Source organism: Myxococcales bacterium (genome assembly GCA_016703425.1).
Taxonomy (GTDB): domain Bacteria; phylum Myxococcota_A; class Polyangia; order Polyangiales; family Polyangiaceae; genus JADJCA01.
In genome coordinates this window covers 129,501-150,125 of sequence record JADJCA010000007.1, presented here as the reverse complement: position 1 = coordinate 150,125, position 20,625 = coordinate 129,501, and the positions used below count along the sequence as shown (strand labels likewise).

The following is a 20,625-nucleotide window of genomic DNA, read 5'->3' as shown; positions in this document are numbered from 1 at the left end:
CTTGGGTGGGCCCCGTCGAAGCTGGGGGTAGAATCGTCCGCCGGGCTAGGCCGGCGGGCCGGGAAAGCGCGCTGGGAACAATCCAGCGAGCCTGGGCGTCCGGAGTCGGTCGCCACTATAAGGAGCAAAGCTCGCGCGCTCGCGGCGGCGGGCGAAATTTTCTCCCGGCGTCCTACGAAGACCTACCAAGGCGGAACATGGAAACGTCACAGGCGGCACTGCCCGACGGCTCGACCAAGAGAGAAGAAGAGCTTCGCGCGGCGCTGGCGCGCGAGGAGGGGGGCAGGCGGTGGCTCCGGCGCGGCGTCCTTTTGGGCGCCGTGGCGCTGCTCGTGGGCGCGGCCGTCGTCGTGCGCGCTCGGAACAAGCCGCCGGCCGCGTCCAAGTACATGACGCAGGCCCTCACCACCGGCGAGGTCGTCGAGAAGGTGACGGCGACCGGCACCGTGCAGCCGCTGCTGCAGGTGAGCGTCGGGGCGCAGGCCAACGGCCGCGTCACCAAGGTCCTCGTCGACTTCAACTCGCCGGTGAAGGCCGGCGAGGTGCTCGCCGAGATCGACTCGACGCTTTCGACGACGCAGGTGGCGCAAGGGGAGGCGAACCTCGCAGCCCAACGAGCTCAGCTCGCCAGCGCGCGCGCCTCCGCCGAAAACGCGCGCGTCGCGCTCGATCGCGTCGAGAAGCTGTTCGCGCAAAACCTCGCCAGCAAGGCCGAGGTCGACACGCTCCGCGGTCAAGGCAACGTGGCCCTGGCGGCCGTCCAGGCGCAACAAGCGTCCATCGGCGCCATCGAGGCGCAGCTGCGCGCCTCGCGCACAAACGTGACGTATACACGCATCCTCTCGCCGGTCGACGGCGTCGTCGTGTCGCGCACCATCGATCCCGGCGCGACCGTCGTCGCGAGCTTCCAGGCGCCGACGCTCTTTCTCATCGCGCAGGACCTTCGAAAGATGCGCGTCTTGGCTGACGTCGACGAGGCCGACGTCGGCAAACTCAAAGAGGGCATGACCACGGATGCGGTCGTGGACGCCTTCCCCGGCGACGTCTTCCGCGGCGTCGTGAAGCAGGTGCGCTTCAGCCCCAACAACGTGCAGGGCGTCATCACGTACCCGGCCGTCGTCGAGATCGACAACCCCGACGAGAAGCTCCGCCCCGGCATGACGGCGACCATCACGATTCGCACCAAGGAAGTGAAGGACAAGCAGCGCATCGTCAACGCCGCGCTTCGCTACAAGCCGACGCCGCCGGACGGCCCCAACGGCAAGCCGCTGCCGGCGCCGCCCGACGCGCCGCTCGCCAAGGGCGAGGGCCGCGTGCACGTCCTCGTGGGCGCGCCGCCCGACGAAAAAGCCGAGCCGCGCGTCGTCAAGATCGGCGTCTCCGACGGCATTCAGACGGAGCTCTTGGGTGGCCTCTCGCCCGACGACAAACTCGTCACCGACGAGGTCGCCTCGCCGAAGAAGAAGGGACCGTTCTGATGGCGGCCGCGGCTCTGCCCCGCGGAACGCTCGTGCGCCTCCGCGGCGTCGTCAAAGACTACGCGTCGGAGGCGGGGCTCGTGCACGCGCTCCGCGAGGTCGACCTCACCATCGAGCGGGGCGAGTTCGTCGCCATCGTCGGCACCAGCGGCTCCGGCAAGTCGACGCTGATGAACATCTTGGGCTGCCTCGACCGGCCCACGCGCGGCACCTACGAGCTGGCGGGCCTCGACGTGGGCGACCGCTCGAACGACGGCCGCGCCCTCGTCCGAAACCGCCTCATCGGCTTCATCTTCCAGGGCTTCAACCTCTTGCCGCGAACGACGGCGCTCGAAAACTGCGAGCTGCCGCTCTTCTACCGCGGCGTCGCCACGGCGGAGCGGCGAGAGCGCGCGCTCCTGGCCCTCGGTATCGTGGGCCTCGCCGATCGGGTGCACCATACACCCAACCAGCTCTCGGGCGGGCAGCAGCAGCGCGTGGCCATCGCGCGGGCGCTCGTGAGCGAGCCAGAGTTGCTCTTGGCCGACGAGCCCACAGGCAACCTCGACACGCGCACGAGCTTCGAGGTCCTCTCGGTGCTTCAGCGGCTCAACCGTGAGCGCGGCATCACCATCGTCCTCGTGACCCACGAGCCCGACATCGCGGCTTGCGCGTCGCGCGTGATCTGGGTGAAAGACGGCATCATCGAGAAGGACGAGCGGCACACGCCGAGAGACGCGGCAGCGGAGCTCTCCGCCATGGCGCCGGCCGACGTCGCGCTCGCGGGCTCGGGCCTCCTTCGCGGCGAAGCTGAGCACACGACGCTCCCACCGCGAACGACGCTCGTGTCGGTCTTGACGGCGCTCGTTGGCGCCGGAGCAGGGCTCGCCTACGACAAGATCGCGCTGGGCGAGGTCGGCCCCGTCATGCCGATGGTCTTCGCGCTGGTGGCCGGCGCCTTCTTCGCCGTGCGCCACGTGAAGCGCGCGCAGGGAGCGCCGCCGCGCGGCGAGCAACGAAGCCAGCTCGCCTTTCGCGTGGCCCTCGCGTGGCTCGTCTCCTTCGGCGTCCTCGGCGTCGTGTGGGGCCCGAAGCGCGTCGCGCTCTTCGGGAAGACCCTTGAGGTCGCCGCGCTCACGGGCGGCGCGCTCTTCGCGTTCCTCGCGGGGCTCCTCGCCTTTGCTGCAGCGCTCCTCGTCTCGCACATGGTCCTGATTCGGGCCTTCGCCAGCCTCCTCGCGACGCGTAGCTCAGTCCGCCGAGGCGCATGAAGTTCGGCGTCCCCGCCATCCGGTTGTCGCTCGCGTCCATCGCGCGGCACAAGTCTCGCTCGCTCTTGACGGTGCTCGGCATTCTCATCGGCGTCGCCGCCGTCGTCATGGTGACGGCGCTCTCGCAGGCGGCGTCGTCGAAGGTCGGCGGACAGATCGATAGCTTCGCCGCCAACGCGCTCTTCGTCTCGCCGCGGCCGATCCAGCAGCGCGGCGTTCGGCGCGGCGGTCGCCTCACCGACGGCGACGCCAAGGCCATCGCCCGCGAGGCCAGCAGCGTCGTCGCCGCGGCGCCGTTCCTCCAGACCTTCTCGCACATCGTTCGCGGCGAGAAGAACGCCGCCACGACCATCGTCGGCACGACGCTCCCGTATTTTGAGGTGCGAAAGTTCGAGGTCGAGCGCGGTCAGCTGTGGACCGAATCCGACGAGCTGCTCAAGACCAAGGTGTGCCTCGTCGGCTCCGTGGTCGTGCGGCGCCTCTTCGCGCCCACGGAAGATCCCGTCGGCCAGATCATCCGCATCGGGCGCGCACCGTACCGAATCATTGGTGTCATGAAGGAGCGCGGGACGTCGCTCTTCGGCGAAGACCAAGACGATCGCGTGGTCATGCCCATCGGCAGCTACCGCGCGCGAGTCTCGGTGACCTGGCAGGGCCGCGCTGACATGATCATGGCGAGCGCGCGCAGCGAAGAGGTGACCGATCGCGCCATCGCGCAGGTCGCGGCCATCTTGCGCCAGCGGCATCGGCTGCCGGACGGCGCCGACGACGACTTCAAGGTGGGCTCACAGGCGGAACTTCGCCGAGCCGAGCGCGGCATCTCGGGGGCGCTCTCCGCGCTCCTCCTCGGCGTCGCCGCCGTGAGCCTCATCGTCGGCGGCGTTGGCGTCATGAACATCATGCTCGTCAGCGTCTCGGAGCGCACCCGCGAGATCGGCATCCGCATGTCCATCGGCGCGCGCCGCGACGACATCCTCTCGCAGTTCCTTGTGGAGGCTGTGGTGCTGAGCCTCGGGGGCGGCGTCTTGGGGCTCCTGCTCGGAACGGCCTGTGCGCTGGGCCTCGGCTTCGCCCTCGACTGGCCCGTCGTGCCGACGCTCACGTCGATGCTCGTGGCCCTCGGCACCAGCGCCGCCATCGGCATCACCTTCGGGTTCTTGCCGGCGCGCCGCGCCTCCACGCTCGATCCCATCGAAGCTCTGAGGACCGAGTGATGTCGGACGGCCTCCGCTCCACCGCCATGGCCGTGCGCCTCGCGCTTCGTGCGCTCCAGCGAAGCGCGCTCCGCGCCGGCCTCACGATCCTCGGCATCCTCATCGGCGTCGCCGCCGTCGTCATCGTGACGGCCCTCGGCACCGGGGCTCGCGACGTCGTGGCGCGGCAGATCGACTCCATCGGCTCGAACCTCATCTTCATCATTCCGCAAGACGTCGCCGCGTCGGGCGCGCGCGGCCGCGCTGCCGTGAAGCTCTCGGAGGAGGACGCGAAGGCCGTCGTGCGCGAGTCGGTGAGCCTCAAGCACGTGAGCCCGATGCTCCAAGTCCGCGCGCAGCTCTCGGCCGGCGTGCAAACGCACACGACAGCGGTCCTCGGCGCGAAGCTGCCCTATTTTGACGCGCACTCGTGGAGCTTCGAGCGCGGCGAGCGGTGGACGGAGAACGACGAAGCCACCAAGGCGAAGGTGTGCGTCATCGGTCAGACGGTGCGCGAGCGGCTCTTCGGGAGCGAAGACCCCGTTGGGCGCGTCATCCGCATCGGCAAATACCCCTACCGCGTCGTCGGTCTCTTGGCCGGCAAAGGCTCGAGCTTCGGCAGCGATCAAGACGACTCGGTGATCATGCCCATCGCCTCGCTCCGCGCGAGGCACCTTCGGATGCCCGCGGGGCAGATCCACTGGATGGTCGCTTCTGCGGCCTCCATCGACACGACGGATCGCGCCGTCGCGCAAGTCGAGTCGGTGCTCCGGCAGCGGCATCGCATCGACCCGGACAAGGAGCCGGACTTCCTTGTCCGTACGCAGAAGCAGTTTCAAGAGATTCAGCGCGGCGTCTTCGTCGTCTTGACGGTGCTCCTCGTGACCATCGCCGCCATCAGCCTCGTCGTTGGCGGCATCGGCGTCATGAACATCATGCTCGTGAGCGTCACCGAACGGACGCGCGAGATCGGCATTCGCATGGCCGTAGGCGCGCGCGCCGCCGACATTCGCCGCCAGTTTCTCGTGGAGGCCGTGGTGCTCTCGGCGCTCGGCGGCCTCTTCGGTACGGCGCTCGGCTGGGCTGCGGTGTTCGGCATCGCGTCAGCGCTCGGTTGGGCGATGTCGGCGAGCCCCGTCGCGCTGGGAGCCGCCCTCGCGGTGAGCGGCGGCATCGGCGTCGTCTTCGGCTTCTTCCCGGCGCACCGGGCCTCGAAGCTCGATCCCATCGTCGCCCTTCGTTACGAGTGAGGCGCGCCTGAGGCGCGCCTTGACGTCCCGGATGACGGGCATGGGCGCGGCGCTTTCAGGTGCGCGAGCCACGCGGGCCGTTGGCGAACCGCGGCTCGCTCTCGCGAGCGGTGTCTCCTCGCCTCACCGGCGTGGATCACCCCGGCCCCAATGGCGCACATTGGAATACGAAATACCTGCCAATTATCGAGAAATGTGCGGTGCGGTTCGGTGGCCCGCGGTGTGCAGATAGACAAACCATGACCGACACGGTGGCTCCCCGCGAAAGCGCGGAACACCACTCCGCCGAGTTCTCGTAACTCGTCCTTCGCAATCGATTTGTTCAGAAGCGGGCGCTCTTTGCGGAGGGAGTGTCCGCTTCGCCTATTTTGTCGCTCGTCAGTCGCGTACGCGGACGACTTGCAGCGCGCCGGTGCCCGCACCGCGCCGCGCGCTCACGAGGACGCGACTCGCGCTCGAGGACGAGAAGCAGAGCGGGCCGTCGGCCGGCGCGAACAAGAGCGCGTCGTCGGTCTTTGCCTCGAGCGCGACTCCTCCGTTGGCATCCATGACGACGAGCACGAAGCCTTCGACCTTCGGCTCGGCGGCGACGGCGAAGCGGTAACAAGCGCCCGCTTCGGCGGCGAAGGGCACGGCCGCCGCGGCGGCCGAGTCTCCTAGCGCAAGCGACGCGGCGGGGGCGCCGGCAGCGGCACCAGGCGCGCACGCTTTCGCGAGGGCCGCGGCACGCGGGGCGGGCGCCATCGCGCCAACACCTTGCACGCACGCCGCGGGCGCCGGATCACCGAGTCGTGTCGCATCACGGCCCCGCACCGAGCCAACTTTTGACCCGAGCGCAGACGGGGCGACGGTTCGTGCGGCGGGGAGCGAAGCGTCTGCGTCTCCGAGAGGCGCCGCAGGCTTTGTGGTCGCGGTCGCGGTCGCGGTCGCGCCGGCGCCGGCGCCGGCAACCGCAGGCGTCGTGGAGGAGGGGGCCGCCGCAGTTGGCGCGCCGCACGAAGCAAGGAGGGGAAACAAGAACGACAGCGACGCGGCTCGACTCACCGCCCGACCGTACACCCAAGGCGGCGTCGACCGGTATGGGTAGTCGCGCTCAGGCCTTCGGGGCGACGACTTCGATGCGCACCGGCACGCCGGTGGCGTCGGTCCCGTGGTACGCGGTCAGCCCATGCCCCGCGTGATTCGCGTCGACCCCGAGGCGCCCGACGCCAGCGTCATCGAAGAGGCCGCCGCGATCCTTCGCGCCGGTGGCCTCGTCGCCATGCCCACCGAGACCGTTTACGGCCTCGCGGCCCGCGCGCTCGATGCCCGAGCCCTCGCGAAGATCTTCGAAGCGAAGGGGCGACCGGCCACGCACCCCCTCATTGCGCACGTCGCCGACGCGCGCGGTGCCGCGGCGCTGGCGCGTGACTGGCCCGACCACGCCACCGCGCTCGCGTCTCGCTTCTTCCCCGGTCCCTTGACGCTCGTCGTCTCGCGCGCCGACCACGTCCCGCTCGAGCTGACGGGAGGCGGCGCGACCGTGGCGGTTCGCTCGCCCGATCACGCCGTGGCGCGTGCGCTGCTCGCGGCTGTCGGCGAGCCGTTGGCGGCGCCGAGTGCCAATCGCTACCAAACGCCATCGCCAACCTCTGCGGCGCACGTTGTTCGTTCGCTCGGCGAGCGCGTCGACTTGGTGCTCGACGCAGGCACCACGCGGCACGGGATTGAATCGACCGTGGTGGACCTCACCTCATCGCCGCCGCGGCTCTTGCGCCCCGGCGCGCTCTCGGTCCTCGAACTGCGGACCGTGCTGGCCGAGCTCGTGGTCGAAGAGTCCGTTGTGGCCGGCGAGGGGACGCGTGCGTCTCCGGGCATGGACGCGCGGCACTACGCGCCGAGGGCGCGGCTCGGTGTGCTGGCGCCCGAACAGGTGTGGGCCGCCGTGGAGTTGCTTCGCGACGAGGGGGCTCGCCTCGTCGTCCTCACGCGCGGGGCGCCGCCGGCCTCCGTTCGCGGCGCCACCGTCGTGGCCATGCCCGACGACGCGGTTGGCTACGCAGCGGCACTTTTTGGCGCGCTCCACGACGCCGACGCGGCGGGCGCCGACGTGCTGCTCGTCGAAGCGGTGCCCGACGACGACGCCTGGCTCGCGGTCCGGGATCGGTTGCGGCGCGCCCAGGCGTAGGGTACTTCGCGAGCACTATCCTCACGGAAACGAGTGATCATGCTCGACAAGCGCATCGTAAGCCCTCCGAATTTTGCGCGTCCGCGCGGCTACTCCAACGGCATCGTGGCCGAAGGAAAGATGGTCCACGTCTCGGGGCAAATCGCCTGGGACGAAAACGCGCACATCGTGTCACCAGACTTCACGACGCAGTTCCTGAAGGCCCTCGACAACGTCATTGCCGTCGTGCGCGAGGCCGGTGGCGGCGTCGAGAACATCGTCAAGTTGCTCATCTTCGTCACCGACCTCGAGCAATACCGCGCCGCCACGGCGGGCATCGGCGAAGGCTGGCGGACGCGCTTCGGCAAGTACTACCCGGCCATGAGCTTGGTCAAAGTCGCCGGCCTCCTCGAGCCCGGCGCCTTCGTGGAGATCGAGGCCGTGGCCATGCTCAAGGGCGGTTCGTGATGGCGGCACTCTCGCCCAAGTCGTTTCGCTTCACGCTCGAGGGCGGCGTGGGCACCGTCACGCTCGATCGCCCTGAGCGTCTCAACGCGTTGACCTTCGAGGTCTACGGCGAGCTCGCGTCCTTCATGAAGGAGCTCAACCAGCACGACGAAGTGCGCGCCGTGGTCCTCACGGGCGAAGGGCGCGGCTTCTGCTCCGGCGGCGACGTCGAGGACATCATCGGCGAGCTCTTCTCGCGCGACATGGCGGGCCTCGTCGCTTTCACGCGCATGACCGGCGATCTCATCGCGAGCATCCGACGCGTTCGGAAGCCCGTCGTCGCCGCCATCAACGGCGTCGCCGTCGGCGCCGGCGCCGTCATGGCTCTCGCGTGCGACTTCCGCGTCGCCGCCGACACCGCGAAGTTCGGCTTCATCTTTCCGCGCGTCGGCCTGTGTGGCGCCGACATGGGCGCGGCGTACCTGCTCCCGCGCGTCGTCGGCCTCGGCCGCGCCAGCGAGCTCTTGTTCCTCGGTGACGTCATCGGCGCCGAGGAGGCCTTGCGCATCGGCCTCGCGACGCGCGTCGTCCCGGCCGCCGAGTGCCTCAAGGCGGCCACGGCGCTCGCGACCCGCCTCGCATCGGGCCCTGCCTTTGCGCACGCGATGACCAAGCAGATGCTCGAGAGCGAGCACACGATGCCCCTCGAGGCGGCCATCGAGGCCGAGGCGCAGGCCCAGGCCATCTGCATGGCGCACCCCGATTTTCGCGCTGCCTACGAGGCTAACGTCGGCAAGAAGCCGCTCGTCTTCCAAGGCGCGAGCGGACCGTTTCAAGCCAAGTGAGGTTCTGACGCAAACGCTCCACTCGAGCCCGAGAGAGGTCACATGATCACGCTTTCAACGACCGACCTCCCCATGTTTTTCTCCGCGAGCCACGCAGAGCTCGCAACCACGCTTGCGCACTCGGCGGCCGAGCTTCGAAGGCAAGCGCCGCATCGCGAGGCGGTCATCCCTTGGCTCGGTGGCTTGGGGCTCCTCGATCACGCGGTGTCGGGGGCGCATCCCGACGTTCGGTCGTTGTGTCTCGTTCGTGAAGCGCTGGGGCAAGCGTCGCCGTTTGTTGATGCCATCTTTGCCGTGCAAGGACTCGGCGCGCAGGCGCTCGTGCGCACGCCGCAGTTTCCGCATCGGAACGAGCTCTTGGCGGAGGCGCGGCAGGGCCGCATCACGCTCGGCTTCGCGCTCACGGAGCCGGAGGCCGGCAGCGACGTCGCGTCGCTTCGCACGACGGCGCGCCGCGACGGCGACTCGTGGCTGTTGGACGGCGAGAAGATCTTCATCTCCAACGTCGGCATCGCGGACTACTTCACGGTCTTTGCCCGCGTGGAGCCGGCGCCGTCCAACGGAAAGGCCATCAGCGCGTTCTGGGTGCCGAAGGACGCTCCCGGCCTCGAGCTTCTGCCCATCGCGCTCTCCGGCGGCGGCGATCATCCACTCGGCGCGCTGCGCATGAAGGCGTGCCGGCTCTCGCAGGGTGCGCTCATCGGCGAGATCGGCGGCGGCATGCGCCTCGCGCTCGGCACGCTCGACGTGTTTCGTACGTCCGTTGGCGCCGCCGCCGTTGGCATGGCGCGCCGCGCCCTCGACGAATCCATCGCCCACGTGCGAAAGCGCGTTCAGTTCGGCAAGCCTCTGGCCGAGTTTCAACTCACGCAGGCTGCGCTGGCCGACATGGCGACGGAGCTCGATGCGGCGCGGCTGCTCGTCTACCGCGCCGCGTGGGAGAAGGATCAGAAAGATCAGGCCGGCGGCTCGCAGGCCTCGAAGACGTCGGTCGCCATGGCGAAGATGTTCGCCACGGAGGCCGCGTCCCGCATCATCGATCGGGCGGTGCAGCTCTTCGGCGGGAGCGGCGTCGTCGCGTCGAGCGTCGTTGCCGAGCTCTTGCGCGACGTGCGGCCCCTCCGCATCTACGAAGGCACGACCGAGATTCAAAAGCTCATCATCGGCGGCGAGCTGGTTTCGCAGGGCGGCTGACGAGCATGCTCTTTTCGCCGCTCACGATTCGAACGGCGACGTTGCCGAACCGCATCGTGCTCCCGGCCATGGTGACGCGACTCTCAGGCGAAGACGGACGAGTCAACGACGACGTGCGAGCGCGCTACGCGCGCTTCGCGAAGGGCGGCGCCGGTCTCGTAGTGGTAGAGGCGATGGCGGTCCACTCGGCGAAGAGCGGTCCGCTGCTTCGCATCTCGGGCGACGAATTCTTGCCGGGCCTCAAGGATCTCGCGGGCGCATGCCACGACGCGGGGCCCGGCGCCGTCTTCCCGCAGATCATTCACTTCCTGAAGATCTCACGCTCCGGCTGGCGTCAGACCGTCGACACCCTCTCCTTGGAAGACCTGGACGCCATCGTCGAGGCCTACGGAGCGGCTGCGGCGCGGGCACGAACCGCGGGCTTCGACGGCGTTGAGCTTCACATGGCGCACGCGTACACGCTGAGCTCGTTTCTCTCGCGCATGAACCCGCGGCGCGACGCCTACGGAGGGTCGCTCGAGAATCGCATGCGCCTTCCGGTGCGGGTCCTCGAGCGCGTTCGCTCGGTGGTGGGCCACGACTTTCCCGTGGGCGTGCGCTTCGTCGGCGACGAGTGCATTCGCGGCGGCTATTCGACGCCCGATGCGCGCGTGATGGCCGTGCGCTTGGCGCGGGCCGGCGCCGACGTCATCTCGCTGTCGGCGGGCGGAAAGTTTGAGGACGCGCGCGTCATCGAAGGTGAGCCGCTTTATCCCTACACGGGCTATTCGGGCGATCGTTGCATGCCCGGCGCCGCGTATGCCGACGGCACGAACCTGCCTATCCCCGAGGCGGTGCGCGCGGCCCTTCGCGAGTCAGGGCTCGAAACGCCGGTCGTGGCGGCGGGGAAGATCGGAACGCGCGCGCTCGCCGACGCGGTGCTCGCGAAAGGGCAGGGTGATCTCGTGGGCATGGCCCGCGCGCTGCTCGCCGATCCCGATCTGCCGCGAAAGTGGCGCGACAACCGCGAGGACACCGTGGTGCGCTGCGTCTACGGCAATGTCTGCAAGACGCTCGACGAGAACTTTCGCCGCGTAGACTGCACGCTGTGGCCGAAGAAGCTTGGGCAAGCGCCCGAGAGCGACGACGTGGAGGCGCCCACGTGGCCTGTCGGCGCGGGGCTATCGTGCTCCGCCGAGAAGGGGCGGGTGCTCCTTCGCTGGCAGCCGGCGGCCGACAACCAGGCCGTCTACGGCTACGAGGTCCTGCGCGCCGAGGGCGACGGGATCTTGGTGCACTATGCATCGGTGCGCGGCGTCTCGCAGCGCTTCGAGGACGCGCGCGTGGCGGGAGGCGTGCCGTACCGCTACGCGGTGCGGCCGTACGATCTCGCGGGCAACCGCGGACCCATGAGCGCGACCGTGAGCGCCACCGTGCGCGACGGCGACGGTGACGGTCAGCCAGCGGGCGACGCGCGGGCCGTCGACGCTGCGTTGCTCGACGCGTGCACGGGCGATCGACGAGCGTAGCGCTCGCGCCGATCGCGTTGCGTCGAAGGCCGGCTGGCCGGAGCCGGGCGCTCCGGCCCGGCGAGACACGAGGCCGTGCGCTCAGGCTCGGCGACGACGACGAGACATGAGGCCGAGGCCCGCTGCGAAGAGCCACGGGACGACGGGACCCACAGGGCCTGCGGCGCCGGCCACGCAGCCGCCGGAGCTCGAGGACGAGCTGGTCGCGGCGGCAGCAGGAGCCTTGCACACCGTTGAATTGCCGTTCGCGGCGCACTCGAAGCCCGTGGGGCAGTCGGTGTTGGCGGTGCACGACTGCGTACACGCACCTGCGACGCAGACGCCGGACCGGCAGGCCTCGGCGCTCTCGCAGGGATCGCTGAACTTGGCGAGGCGCGGATCGGGCTGCCCTTCGAGCCACGGCTCGTGGCCCGACTCAGCGAAGGCCTCGAGGATCACGTCCTTGAAGGGGGCCACGGACGTGTACTCGTTTTGCGTGCCCGAGCCCTTGCAGCCGGCAGCGGGGTTCTGCTCGTCGAAGTTGCCGTTGCCGCCGCGGGAAACGACGCCGATGATCGCACCCGACTCGGCGATGCCGGGGCCGCCGCTGTCGCCGGAGCAAATGGCTTCGCCAATGCGGAAGTCGTTGAGCGGGACGGGCGCTTCGAAGCCGCTGCCCTTGAAGGGACCGACCTTGTCGACCTTGATGCCCGTGCGCTGCATGCGCTTGGACGGGTAGGGGCTCGAGTCGGTGACACCCCAACCCACGGCGGTCATCGACTCACCAGCGGTCGGAAGCTCTTCGAGGCGGAGCGGCATGATCGGCGCGTCGGCGACGTCCTCTTGAAGGAGGACGAGCGCGAGGTCGTGACCGCAGAGCGTCTTGGCGTTGTCGTGGAAGACCTTGGCGCCGCGACCGTCGGCCTTGGTGTTGCCGCCGAAGCGGGGGCGCTGGGCGCCCTTGAAGACGTAGAACTCGTTGGCGCGAAGCGTCGAGCCGGGGACGCCGCCGCCACCCTGGGGCTTGCCATCGACGTCGCAGCCGAAGGGCTGGTCCGCCACGTTGGCAACGCAATGCCGGGCGGTGAGGACCAGGTTGGGCGCGATGAGCGTGCCCGTGCACGAGGCGAACGAGGTCTGCCGATCCGTGTGAATGAGGAGGACGACCGCGTCCTGCTCTGCCGTCGAGGCTTTGCCCCCGATGATGGCGCTCTTCGCTTGGCCTAGCTCCGTTCGATCGCCATCGGGCGACGCCGAACAGGCAGCTGCAAGCGAGAGAAGCACGGGCAACGCCAGGAAATTTCGCATGGGCAACGACCTCTCAACCCCCCGAAAGCGGCGCCGGATCTGACCAGCTCTTCGGTTCGCCGGCAACTTAGAACGCGGCAGCGCAGCGGAAAGTCTCGTTCGCGTCGCCGCGAGCCGTCCGCGCGTTGCAAATATGCAAGATGCTTTGATTTGTCGGCCTTTGTGCATCCTGAACAAGCGCTCCTTGCCAACGCGAGGCCGCGGCTAGAGCTGGCGCGGCACCGGCGGCGCCACGCTCCGCGGTGCGCCTGCGGGGGCCGGGGCCCCGGCGAGAAGGGCGCCAATTAGCATGCTAATTGGCGAGCTCCCGCTCCTCCCGCTCCCCGCCCCCGGCGACGCCGCCCCCGAGGCCCTTCGCGCGTCGGCCGCCCGGCTCGAAGCGCGCCGCCCTTTGCGATAAGGAGGGCCGGTGACACGCCCAACCTTTCCCGAGCGCCTGAACCTCGCCGACTACTACCTGTTTGATCGACTTCGGGAAGGGCTTGGTACGCGGCCCGCGGTTCTCTTTGGCTCGCACGTCTTCTCCTACGACGCGGTCGCCGACCGCGCCCGACGCTTTGCCGGTCTGCTCGTCCGCGTTGACGTGCGCCGCGGCGAGCGCGTGCTCATGATCTTGCCCGACACCCCGCCGTTTGCGTGGGTCTTCTTTGGAACGCTGCTTCGCGGTGCCGTCGTGGCCATGGGCAACCCCGACACGCCGTTCGACCAGCTCGCCGCGCTCGTTCGCTACACTCGCGCAACCGCTGTCGTGACGGTGCCGAAGGTCGCCGAGCCCCTCGCTCGCTACCTCGCTGACGCGCCAGACCACGAGGTTCGTCGCGTTTGGGTCGTCGCCGACGTCCCAACCGGCGGTGACGCCGATGTCGCGCCCGCGCTCCCGGCGTCTTCGCTCTTTGGTTCGCTCGCGGTGGAGCTCCGGGCGGAAGCGCCCCTCGAGAAGGTCCCAGCGATCCATCGCGACGAACCCGCCATCTGGCTCTTCACCAGCGGCTCCACCGGCGAGCCGAAGGCCAACGTCCACGCGCACCGCGACTTTGCCTACAACACCGAGGTCTACGCGAAGGGCACCGTTGGCTACCGCGCCGGCGACGTCACCGTGAGCGTCCCGCGCCTCTACTTCGGCTACGCGACGGGCACGAACCTCATGTTCCCCTTCGCCGTGGGCGCCACTGCGGCCCTCTTCAGCGAACGGCCCACGCCGGAATCGCTCATGGACGCCATCGCGCGCTATCGCCCGACAATCATCACGAACGTCCCGACCATGCTCGGCAAGCTCCTCGAGCATGACGCGGCCCTGCGGGCCAAAGGCGGCGCCGGCCTCGACCTCTCGAGCGTGCGCTTCTCGCTCTCCGCGGGCGAAGCGCTCCCGGAGCCGCTCCTGCGGCGCTGGCTCGCTCGTTTCGGCAGCGAGGTCTACGACGGGATCGGCTCCGCGGAGATGTTTCACATCTACGCATCGAACCGTCCCGGCGATGTGGTGCCAGGTACGCTCGGGCGCGCCGTCGATGGCTACGAGCTTCGCGTCCTGCCGGAGGATGCGACGGGGCCTGGAGCGACGCCGTGCGCGCCAACGGAGATCGGCGTCTTGTGGGTGCGCGGTGACAGCGCTTCGATGGGCTACTGGCTCGATCGCGACAAGTCCTTCCGCACGTTCTTCGGCGAGTGGTGCCGCACGGGCGATCTCTTCAGCATCGACGAGCGCGGGTATTTGACCTTCGCCGGTCGCGCCGATGATCTCATCAAGGTGAGCGGCCTCTGGGTCGCGCCGCTCGAGGTTGAAGAGTGCCTCCTCACGCACGCCGCCGTTTCCCAAGTCGCTGTGGTGGGCGTCGAACACGAAGGTCTCACGAAGACCAAGGCCTTCGTGGTGCTCCGCGATGGCGTCGCGGCCGGTGAGGGGCTCGCGGAAGAACTCAAGGAGCACGTGAAGGCGCGCCTCTCGAAGCACAAGTACCCGCGTCTCGTAGAATTCACGGCGGATCTGCCGAAGAACGATCGCGGCAAGGTCGACAAGAAGGCCCTTCGTGCGACGGGGGTCTCGTGAGCGACGCCCCTCCTACCTTCGGGGGTAGCCTCGAGCTGCGTCGGCTGACGAGCGTCGAGCTCGGCGCGCTCGTCGCGCGTGGCCCCGTCGCCGTGCTCGTGCCGGTGGGGAGCGTCGAGCCCCACGGCCCGCACCTGCCGCTCGGAACCGACACGACGCTCGGTGAAGAGTCGGCCAACCGCGCCGCGCGTCGCTTGACCGACGCCGGCACGACCACGCTCGTGGCGCCCGCGATTCCCTACGGCGTGACCGACTTTGCTCGCGGCTTTCCCGGTGCCGTTGGCATCGACGCGTCGCTTGTCACGAGCCTCGTCGCGACCCTCGCGCGGGCGCTCTTGGCCGAGGGCTTCGCCCACGTGTGCTTCGTCAGCCATCACCTCGAACCGGCGCACGACGCGGCGGTTCGCGCTGGCGCCGATGGACACGAAAAGGGACGCGTGTCGGTCGCTTCGCCGCTCTCGCGTCGCTGGGGCCGTTTGCTCTCCGACGAATACAAGAGCGGCGCGTGCCACGCGGGCCGCTACGAAACGTCGCTCGTCCTCGCCTCAGGCGATCGCGTCGCCTTCGACATCGCCGCGCTACCCGACCTCGACGTGTCGCTCTCGAAGGGCATTGCGGGCGGCCTCTCGACGTTCCTCGCCATGGGCATGCACGACGCGTACACCGGCTCGCCGGCCCACGCGACGCGCGAGGAGGGCGAGGCGCTTTACGAGAAGCACGTGGCGATGATCGTCGCCGAGGTGAGCGAAGCGCTCGCCTCCCGACCGGAGAGCTAGACGCCGGCGACGCTCAGGGCGCCTCGCGCCGGCGCTACTCGACGAGCACGGCGCGCGGGTTCGGCTGATCGCTGGTCCCGCCAAGGTCGACGCCGAGCTTGCCGAAGGCGCCGCCGCCCCAACAGAACACCGGACCCGACTTCGGGTCGGCGGGCGTCTTGATGATGGCGCATGCGTGCTCCGCGCCGACGCTGTAGTTGAGCACCGTCGCGATCTGGCCGGGCACCGACGTGATGATGTCGTGGCGCCCCGGGTCGACCGTGCCGAGCCCCAACTGGCCGTGGTTGTTCGCACCCCAGCAGCCGAGCGCGGCGCTGTTGGGCCCCCCGGTGGCGATGCTCTTCGCGCAGCTGAACTTGCCGCCCGTTTGGACTTCGTCGAACGACGGTGCGCCCACGGGGACCGCCACGTTCGTCGGCACTGGATTGTCGATTGTGCCAGGGGCCCCGAGTTGTCCGACGTCGTTGGCCCCGAAACACTGAAGGCGCGGTGGCGCGCCGACCGTGGCGCACGAGTGCCCCTCGCCGCCGGCGCCCAGGAAGTTCGGGCTCTCGGTGCCAAAGTTGACGGGCGTGGGCGCGACCGGCGCGGCCATGGAACCGATGCCTAGCTGTCCCGTCTTGCTGATGCCCCAACACCACACTTGCGCTGTCGCCGCGGCGAGGGCGCAACTATGGCGCGCGCCGACCGTGACGAGCGTGGCCTTGTTGACGGTCGGCACCTTCGTTGGGTCGACCGGCAACGTTCCCGTGACGCCGATCTGTCCGTCGGCGTTGCTGCCCCAGCAGGCCACGTCGCCGGTCGACAAGACGGCGCACGAGTGCTTCGCGCCCAAGGAAGCCGACGCGACGCCGTCGAGCGTGACGCCGACGACGCCCTTCACGCGGCGCGGATTGTCATGGGCCACCGCGTCGGGGGGATCGCCGGTGCCGAGTTGCTTCGAATCGTTGCTGCCCCAGCAGAAGAGTGCGCCAATTTCGTCGAGCGCGCAGGTGTGGGCGGCGCCGACGAAGACCTTCGTGATGGGCTTGCCGCTGCCGACGCCGGCGCCGAAGTTGGGCACCTTGATGGGCTTGTTCGACTTCGTCCCAGGCGTGAGCGCGGGTGGCACGCCCAGCTGACCGTGGTCGTTGTTGCCCCAACAGTACACGTGCCCCGGCGGCTTCACGGCGCACGTGTGGTTGAGGCCCGCGGCCACGTAGGATGCGACGAACACCGGCGGCGGCCCGGCGTCGCCGCCGTCCGTTGGCGGAACAGCGCTGTCGACGGCGCCGCCCGTATCGGGCTCGGCGCCCGCGTCAGTCGTAGCCCCGGCGTCGGCCTTCGACTCAGCGACCTCGAAGGTCCCGAGGAGCGACGTGCAGCCGCCGGTGGCGGTGAGGAGGACCGGCAGCGTGGAGAGAAAAAGGAAGCCCCGCGAGAAGTCTCGGTGTCGAAAGCCCATGACCGCGAAGCATATCGCAAATTCCGTGGTTCCAAGGCCCCGCGGCGCGGTCGGCGCCCCCCCAGGATTTCCAGTCCTTTGCGGCGACTCGATGCAGTAGGCTGGCGCCCGACAGAGGGAGGACTCGATGGTGCTCGGTCGTCGTGCAAGCCGTATTGGCGTGCTTGCTTGTTCGCTCATCGCAGTGGCGGCAGGACTCGGCGCGGGAGCGTCCGGTTGCGGCGAAAGCGAATCGCCCGCCGGTGCCGCGGCACCCGGCGCCGATGGGGCCACGACGGCCGCCGAGGGCGGCGCTGGCGACGATTCCGCCGTCGTCGCGCCCGTCACCATCGACATCGTGGTCGCATCGGCCACCGTCTACGCAGGACAGCTCGCGCAGCTCATCGCGACGCAGAGCAAGGCCTCCGACGGCTCGGGCCTGAACTTCGGTTGGCAGATTAAGACCGTCCCGCAAGGCAGTGCCATCACGACGTCGTCGATTCAGGGCTCGAACGAGCTGGTCTCCTTCACGCCGGACCTCGCCGGCGACTACGTCATCACGGTCACCGCCACGACGGGGGCCATCACGACCACCAAGGACGTCACCGTCAAGTCCGTCAACGCGCCCATCTTCTACGTGCGCACGACGACCGGAACGCACATCGACGACCTCGGCTACGAGATGCACCACGTGGCGATGGATGGCACCGACGACCACGCGGTCGCCTGCCGGCAAGCGACCTTCTCGCAGGTGCCATCGGAGTTCGTTGGCGATGGTGGCCTCGTCGATTTCGGCGACGCCGGCGACAGCGGCGTCGGCCAGCTCGGCATGGTCAACTACCTGTACCTCTCGTTCTTCGCGGACCAAGCGCTCGACTGGTGGGAGGCCCCCGCGGGCCAGCCGTCGCGCGCCGCCTTCCAAGACTTCACGCCCATCGGCAACGACGCCGGCAAAGACGCCGCCACCGACGCGGCCACGAGCAAGGTCTCGCTCTTCGTGGCGACGCAGGACAACAGTTGCCAGAACCCGCCCTTCGCCGCGCGCTCGTTCTTCGGCCACGGTGGCGACGGCGTCTTCCAGCCGAAGTTTTCGCCCGACGGACGCCGCATCGCCTTCGTCGAGGTTCGAGACGACAAGGCCGTCCTCGTGACGACGGCCATCGACGGCTCTGACTCGCGAACCATCGCGTCGATCTGCCCTGACGGCGGCAAAGAGTGCTTCAAGCAGTACCTCTTTCCGCGACGCCCGCAGTGGCTCGACGAGACCCATGTTGGGTGGATGCGCTCCACGACCGAACTCTCAGAGACGAGCATTGGCTGGGAGATCATGGTCGCGACGGACATCCCGTCGGCGACGCCGAGCCGGTACCTCACCTGCACGAGCGGCGCGGCGCCGTTGCTCTTCAACTTCCTGCGCGACGGCAACATCCTCACGACCGTGGCCGCGTCGCGACGCGGCGCCGAAAACCTGGTGATCCTGTCGCGCAACGCCGCAGGTTCGTGTCAGGTCGCCAAGAAGCTCACGGATTTGACCTTCGACGGCGCCTACGCTCGCGACTTCGCCATCTCCCCCGACGGCAAGAACGTGGCGTACGTCCACAACGCCGGCGGTCCGCCGAAGGACGCCGGCAACCTCGAGATCAAGCAGGGCGGCGTCCTGTACACGGTGCCGCTCGACGGCTCTCGTGCGCCGGCGCCGCTCGGGCCGCTTCCCCGTCTCGCCAACTACGGGCCACGCTACATCGCCGGCGGAACGCGCCTCGCGTGGAACGGTATGGCTCCCGCGCCGGTCGGGTACGACGCGGGCTTCGGTCTCGATGACGCCGGCGTCGGCGACAGCGGCCCGAAGCTCGTCCTCGACGGCGGCCTGCCCGCCATCACCGTCATTCAAGCCGATGGCGGCGGTTTCGCGACCGTCGCAACGGGCGACCCGTTGTCCGGCTCTTACGTCCTAGGCGGAGGCAACGGCGGCTCCTGCTCGATGGAGTGCAACGGCCTCGGTTGCACGCCGCAGTGTGATCCGAAGGCGAACTGCGCCGTCGTCGAAGAACGGCGCGGCGGCAGCGGCGCGGCGTTCTGGGCGTCGGTCTTTGCGCTGGGCTTCGCCGCTCGTCGCGCGCGTCGTCGCCGCTGATGCGCACGCCGCTCTTCGGCTTCAACGCCGCTCGGCCCCTCATCGTTGACGAGGTCGTTGAGCGCGTTGTGTCGTCGACCAGAGAGCCGCTCATGGCGCTCAGCGAGGCGGCCTTCTTGGAGGCGCGCCGCCTCGAGGGGAGCGGCAAGGGCGAGCTCGCCGAGTGGCGCGCGCTCGCCCACGGCATCGGCCGCATGGACGCGCACGAGCTGAGGCAGAAGCTCGAACACTACGCGCGCCACTACGCGTGGGACGTGGCCGGGAACTTCGACCCGCGCGTGTACAAGACCGTGTCGCGCGCCGCGGCGCCGCTCATTGGCGCCCTACTCAAGCCGCGCCACGCGCTCAAGAAGCTCACCCACGTTGGCGATCTGGCGTCGCTCGACGATCGCGTCATCGTCCAAGGCCCCGTCGCGCACCTGCGCGCGCTCGCATCACTCGGCACGCTTGTCTTCGTGCCGACGCACCTGTCAAACCTCGACTCGGTGGTCTTCGGCTTCGCCTTGGAGCGCTCCGACTTGCCGCCGGCGACCTACGGCGCCGGGAAAAATCTCTTCACCAACCCGGTGCTGTCGTTCTTCATGCACAACCTCGGCGCCTACCGCGTCGACCGACGGCTCCGCTTCGCCCTCTACAAGGACGTCCTCAAGGCCTACTCCTCCGTGCTCATCGAGCGCGGGTATCACAGCCTCTTCTTCCCCGGCGGGACGCGCTCCCGTTCGGGCGCGGTGGAGCGTCGCCTCAAGCTCGGCCTGGCCGGCACCGGCGTAGAGGCCTTCGCGCGGACCACCGAGCGGGGCCGCCCGCAACACGTCTTCTTCGTGCCCGCGACCATCAACTACTTGCTGACGCTCGAGGCGGAGACGCTCATCGACGACTTTCTGCTCGAGGAAGGCAAGCATCGCTACATCATCGAAGACGACGAATCGACGCGCATCGCGCGGGTCGTGGCCTTCATGAACAAACTCCTCGGTCTCGACGGGAGCGTCGTTGTTCGGTTCTCGGCGCCCATCGACTGCTTCGGAAACAAGGTCGATGAGCGCGGCCGAAGCTACGACGCGCACGATCGCCTCGTCGACCCGAAGACGTACCTCTACGGCACCGAGGACGTGCCTCGTCGCGATGCCGCGCGCGACGCGCAATACACCCGCGAGTTGGGCGAGCGCATTTGCGAGTTGTACAAGAAGGACACGGTCCTCATGGCGACGCACCTCGTCGCGCAGGTGGCCTTCGAGCACCTGACCAAGATCGCGCCGCCGCGCGCCGATGTCTTCGCGCTGCTCCGGCAAGGTGAGCCGCCCCTCATGGCGCGCCGCGATTTGGTCCACAGAACCGGCGAGCTCCGTGACCGCCTTCGTCAGATCGCCGATCGCGGCGAGCTGGTCTTGGGCCCCCGCGTCGAGGGGGCTTCCCCGGAAAAGATCGTGGAAGACGCGCTCCACGCCTTCGCCGGCTATCACTCGAGCTCAGTCTTGGTGCCGCGTGGTGATCAGGTCGTGCTCTCCGACCCGCGGCTCTTGCTCTACTACCAGAACCGGCTCGTGGCTCACGGCTTGGCGCCCGACATGACGCCCTCGCGGGCCGGTCCGGTGACGGCGGCGGTCTTCGGGGCGTGACGGTTGGCTGACCCGGAACACTAGGGTATGGTCC

The 20,625-nt window shown here is 69.1% G+C and carries 16 protein-coding genes; 13 read left to right on the top strand and 3 right to left on the bottom strand.

The annotated features are described in order from the left end of the window. The first annotated feature begins 197 nt into the window (after window positions 1-197). Genes IPG50_12610 through IPG50_12595 form a run of 4 tightly spaced genes read left to right on the top strand, consistent with a single transcriptional unit; the run spans window position 198 to window position 5,171 of the window. The gene (locus IPG50_12610) at window positions 198-1,478 is read left to right on the top strand and encodes an efflux RND transporter periplasmic adaptor subunit (protein MBK6693024.1); all 1,281 of its coding nucleotides are present in this window, start codon (window positions 198-200) and stop codon (window positions 1,476-1,478) included. Next, a complete protein-coding gene (locus tag IPG50_12605) occupies window positions 1,478-2,728 on the top strand; it encodes an ABC transporter ATP-binding protein (GenBank protein ID MBK6693023.1) in 1,251 nt (416 codons plus the stop codon). The genes IPG50_12610 and IPG50_12605 overlap by 1 nt, the downstream gene beginning before the upstream one ends. Next, complete coding sequence (locus IPG50_12600; GenBank protein ID MBK6693022.1) at window positions 2,725-3,942, top strand: ABC transporter permease; 1,218 nt, start codon at window positions 2,725-2,727, stop codon at window positions 3,940-3,942. The genes IPG50_12605 and IPG50_12600 overlap by 4 nt, the downstream gene beginning before the upstream one ends. Next, a complete protein-coding gene (locus IPG50_12595; GenBank protein ID MBK6693021.1) occupies window positions 3,942-5,171 on the top strand; it encodes an ABC transporter permease in 1,230 nt (409 codons plus the stop codon). The genes IPG50_12600 and IPG50_12595 overlap by 1 nt, the downstream gene beginning before the upstream one ends. Window positions 5,172-5,549: 378 nt before the next feature. Here the strand turns inward: IPG50_12595 and IPG50_12590 are convergent, their stop codons facing one another. Further along, on the bottom strand, window positions 5,550-5,915 hold the full coding sequence (locus IPG50_12590; protein ID MBK6693020.1) for a hypothetical protein: 366 nt from the start codon (window positions 5,913-5,915) through the stop codon (window positions 5,550-5,552). 424 nt (window positions 5,916-6,339) lie between these two features. On the opposite strand from IPG50_12590, the gene IPG50_12585 reads away from it, so the two are divergent. The 5 genes from IPG50_12585 to IPG50_12565 are packed head-to-tail and all read left to right on the top strand — an operon-like array spanning window position 6,340 to window position 11,311. Then, the gene (locus tag IPG50_12585; GenBank protein ID MBK6693019.1) at window positions 6,340-7,338 is read left to right on the top strand and encodes a threonylcarbamoyl-AMP synthase; all 999 of its coding nucleotides are present in this window, start codon (window positions 6,340-6,342) and stop codon (window positions 7,336-7,338) included. A gap of 39 nt (window positions 7,339-7,377) precedes the next feature. Further along, the gene (locus IPG50_12580) at window positions 7,378-7,785 is read left to right on the top strand and encodes a RidA family protein (protein MBK6693018.1); all 408 of its coding nucleotides are present in this window, start codon (window positions 7,378-7,380) and stop codon (window positions 7,783-7,785) included. Then, window positions 7,785-8,609 (top strand): enoyl-CoA hydratase family protein, encoded by an 825-nt coding sequence (locus tag IPG50_12575; GenBank protein ID MBK6693017.1) that lies wholly within the window; start codon window positions 7,785-7,787, stop codon window positions 8,607-8,609. The genes IPG50_12580 and IPG50_12575 overlap by 1 nt, the downstream gene beginning before the upstream one ends. 42 nt (window positions 8,610-8,651) lie before the next feature. Further along, window positions 8,652-9,803, top strand: a complete 1,152-nt coding sequence (locus tag IPG50_12570; GenBank protein MBK6693016.1) for an acyl-CoA dehydrogenase — start codon at window positions 8,652-8,654, stop codon at window positions 9,801-9,803. Window positions 9,804-9,808: 5 nt separating this feature from the next. Continuing rightward, entirely contained in the window at window positions 9,809-11,311 is a 1,503-nt protein-coding gene (locus tag IPG50_12565; protein ID MBK6693015.1) for an NADH:flavin oxidoreductase, read from the top strand. A gap of 81 nt (window positions 11,312-11,392) precedes the next feature. Here IPG50_12565 and IPG50_12560 read toward each other — a convergent pair whose 3' ends face one another. Then, entirely contained in the window at window positions 11,393-12,598 is a 1,206-nt protein-coding gene (locus IPG50_12560) for a S1 family peptidase (GenBank protein MBK6693014.1), read from the bottom strand. Between the two features lie 409 nt (window positions 12,599-13,007). On the opposite strand from IPG50_12560, the gene IPG50_12555 reads away from it, so the two are divergent. Both IPG50_12555 and IPG50_12550 read left to right on the top strand, forming a co-directional pair. Beyond that, on the top strand, window positions 13,008-14,642 hold the full coding sequence (locus IPG50_12555) for a benzoate-CoA ligase family protein (GenBank protein ID MBK6693013.1): 1,635 nt from the start codon (window positions 13,008-13,010) through the stop codon (window positions 14,640-14,642). Between the two features lie 35 nt (window positions 14,643-14,677). After that, window positions 14,678-15,418, top strand: coding sequence for a creatininase family protein (locus IPG50_12550; GenBank protein MBK6693012.1), 741 nt, complete (start codon window positions 14,678-14,680; stop codon window positions 15,416-15,418). A 34-nt stretch (window positions 15,419-15,452) separates the two neighbouring features. Here IPG50_12550 and IPG50_12545 read toward each other — a convergent pair whose 3' ends face one another. Then, window positions 15,453-16,862 carry a hypothetical protein gene (locus tag IPG50_12545; GenBank protein MBK6693011.1) on the bottom strand — a complete coding sequence of 470 codons (1,410 nt, stop codon included), beginning with the start codon at window positions 16,860-16,862 and terminating at the stop codon, window positions 15,453-15,455. Between the two features lie 127 nt (window positions 16,863-16,989). Here IPG50_12545 and IPG50_12540 point away from each other — a divergent pair, with 127 nt between their 5' ends. Next, window positions 16,990-18,975, top strand: a complete 1,986-nt coding sequence (locus tag IPG50_12540; protein MBK6693010.1) for a PD40 domain-containing protein — start codon at window positions 16,990-16,992, stop codon at window positions 18,973-18,975. Then, on the top strand, window positions 18,975-20,591 hold the full coding sequence (locus tag IPG50_12535) for a 1-acyl-sn-glycerol-3-phosphate acyltransferase (protein MBK6693009.1): 1,617 nt from the start codon (window positions 18,975-18,977) through the stop codon (window positions 20,589-20,591). The genes IPG50_12540 and IPG50_12535 overlap by 1 nt, the downstream gene beginning before the upstream one ends. Window positions 20,592-20,625: the final 34 nt, after the last annotated feature.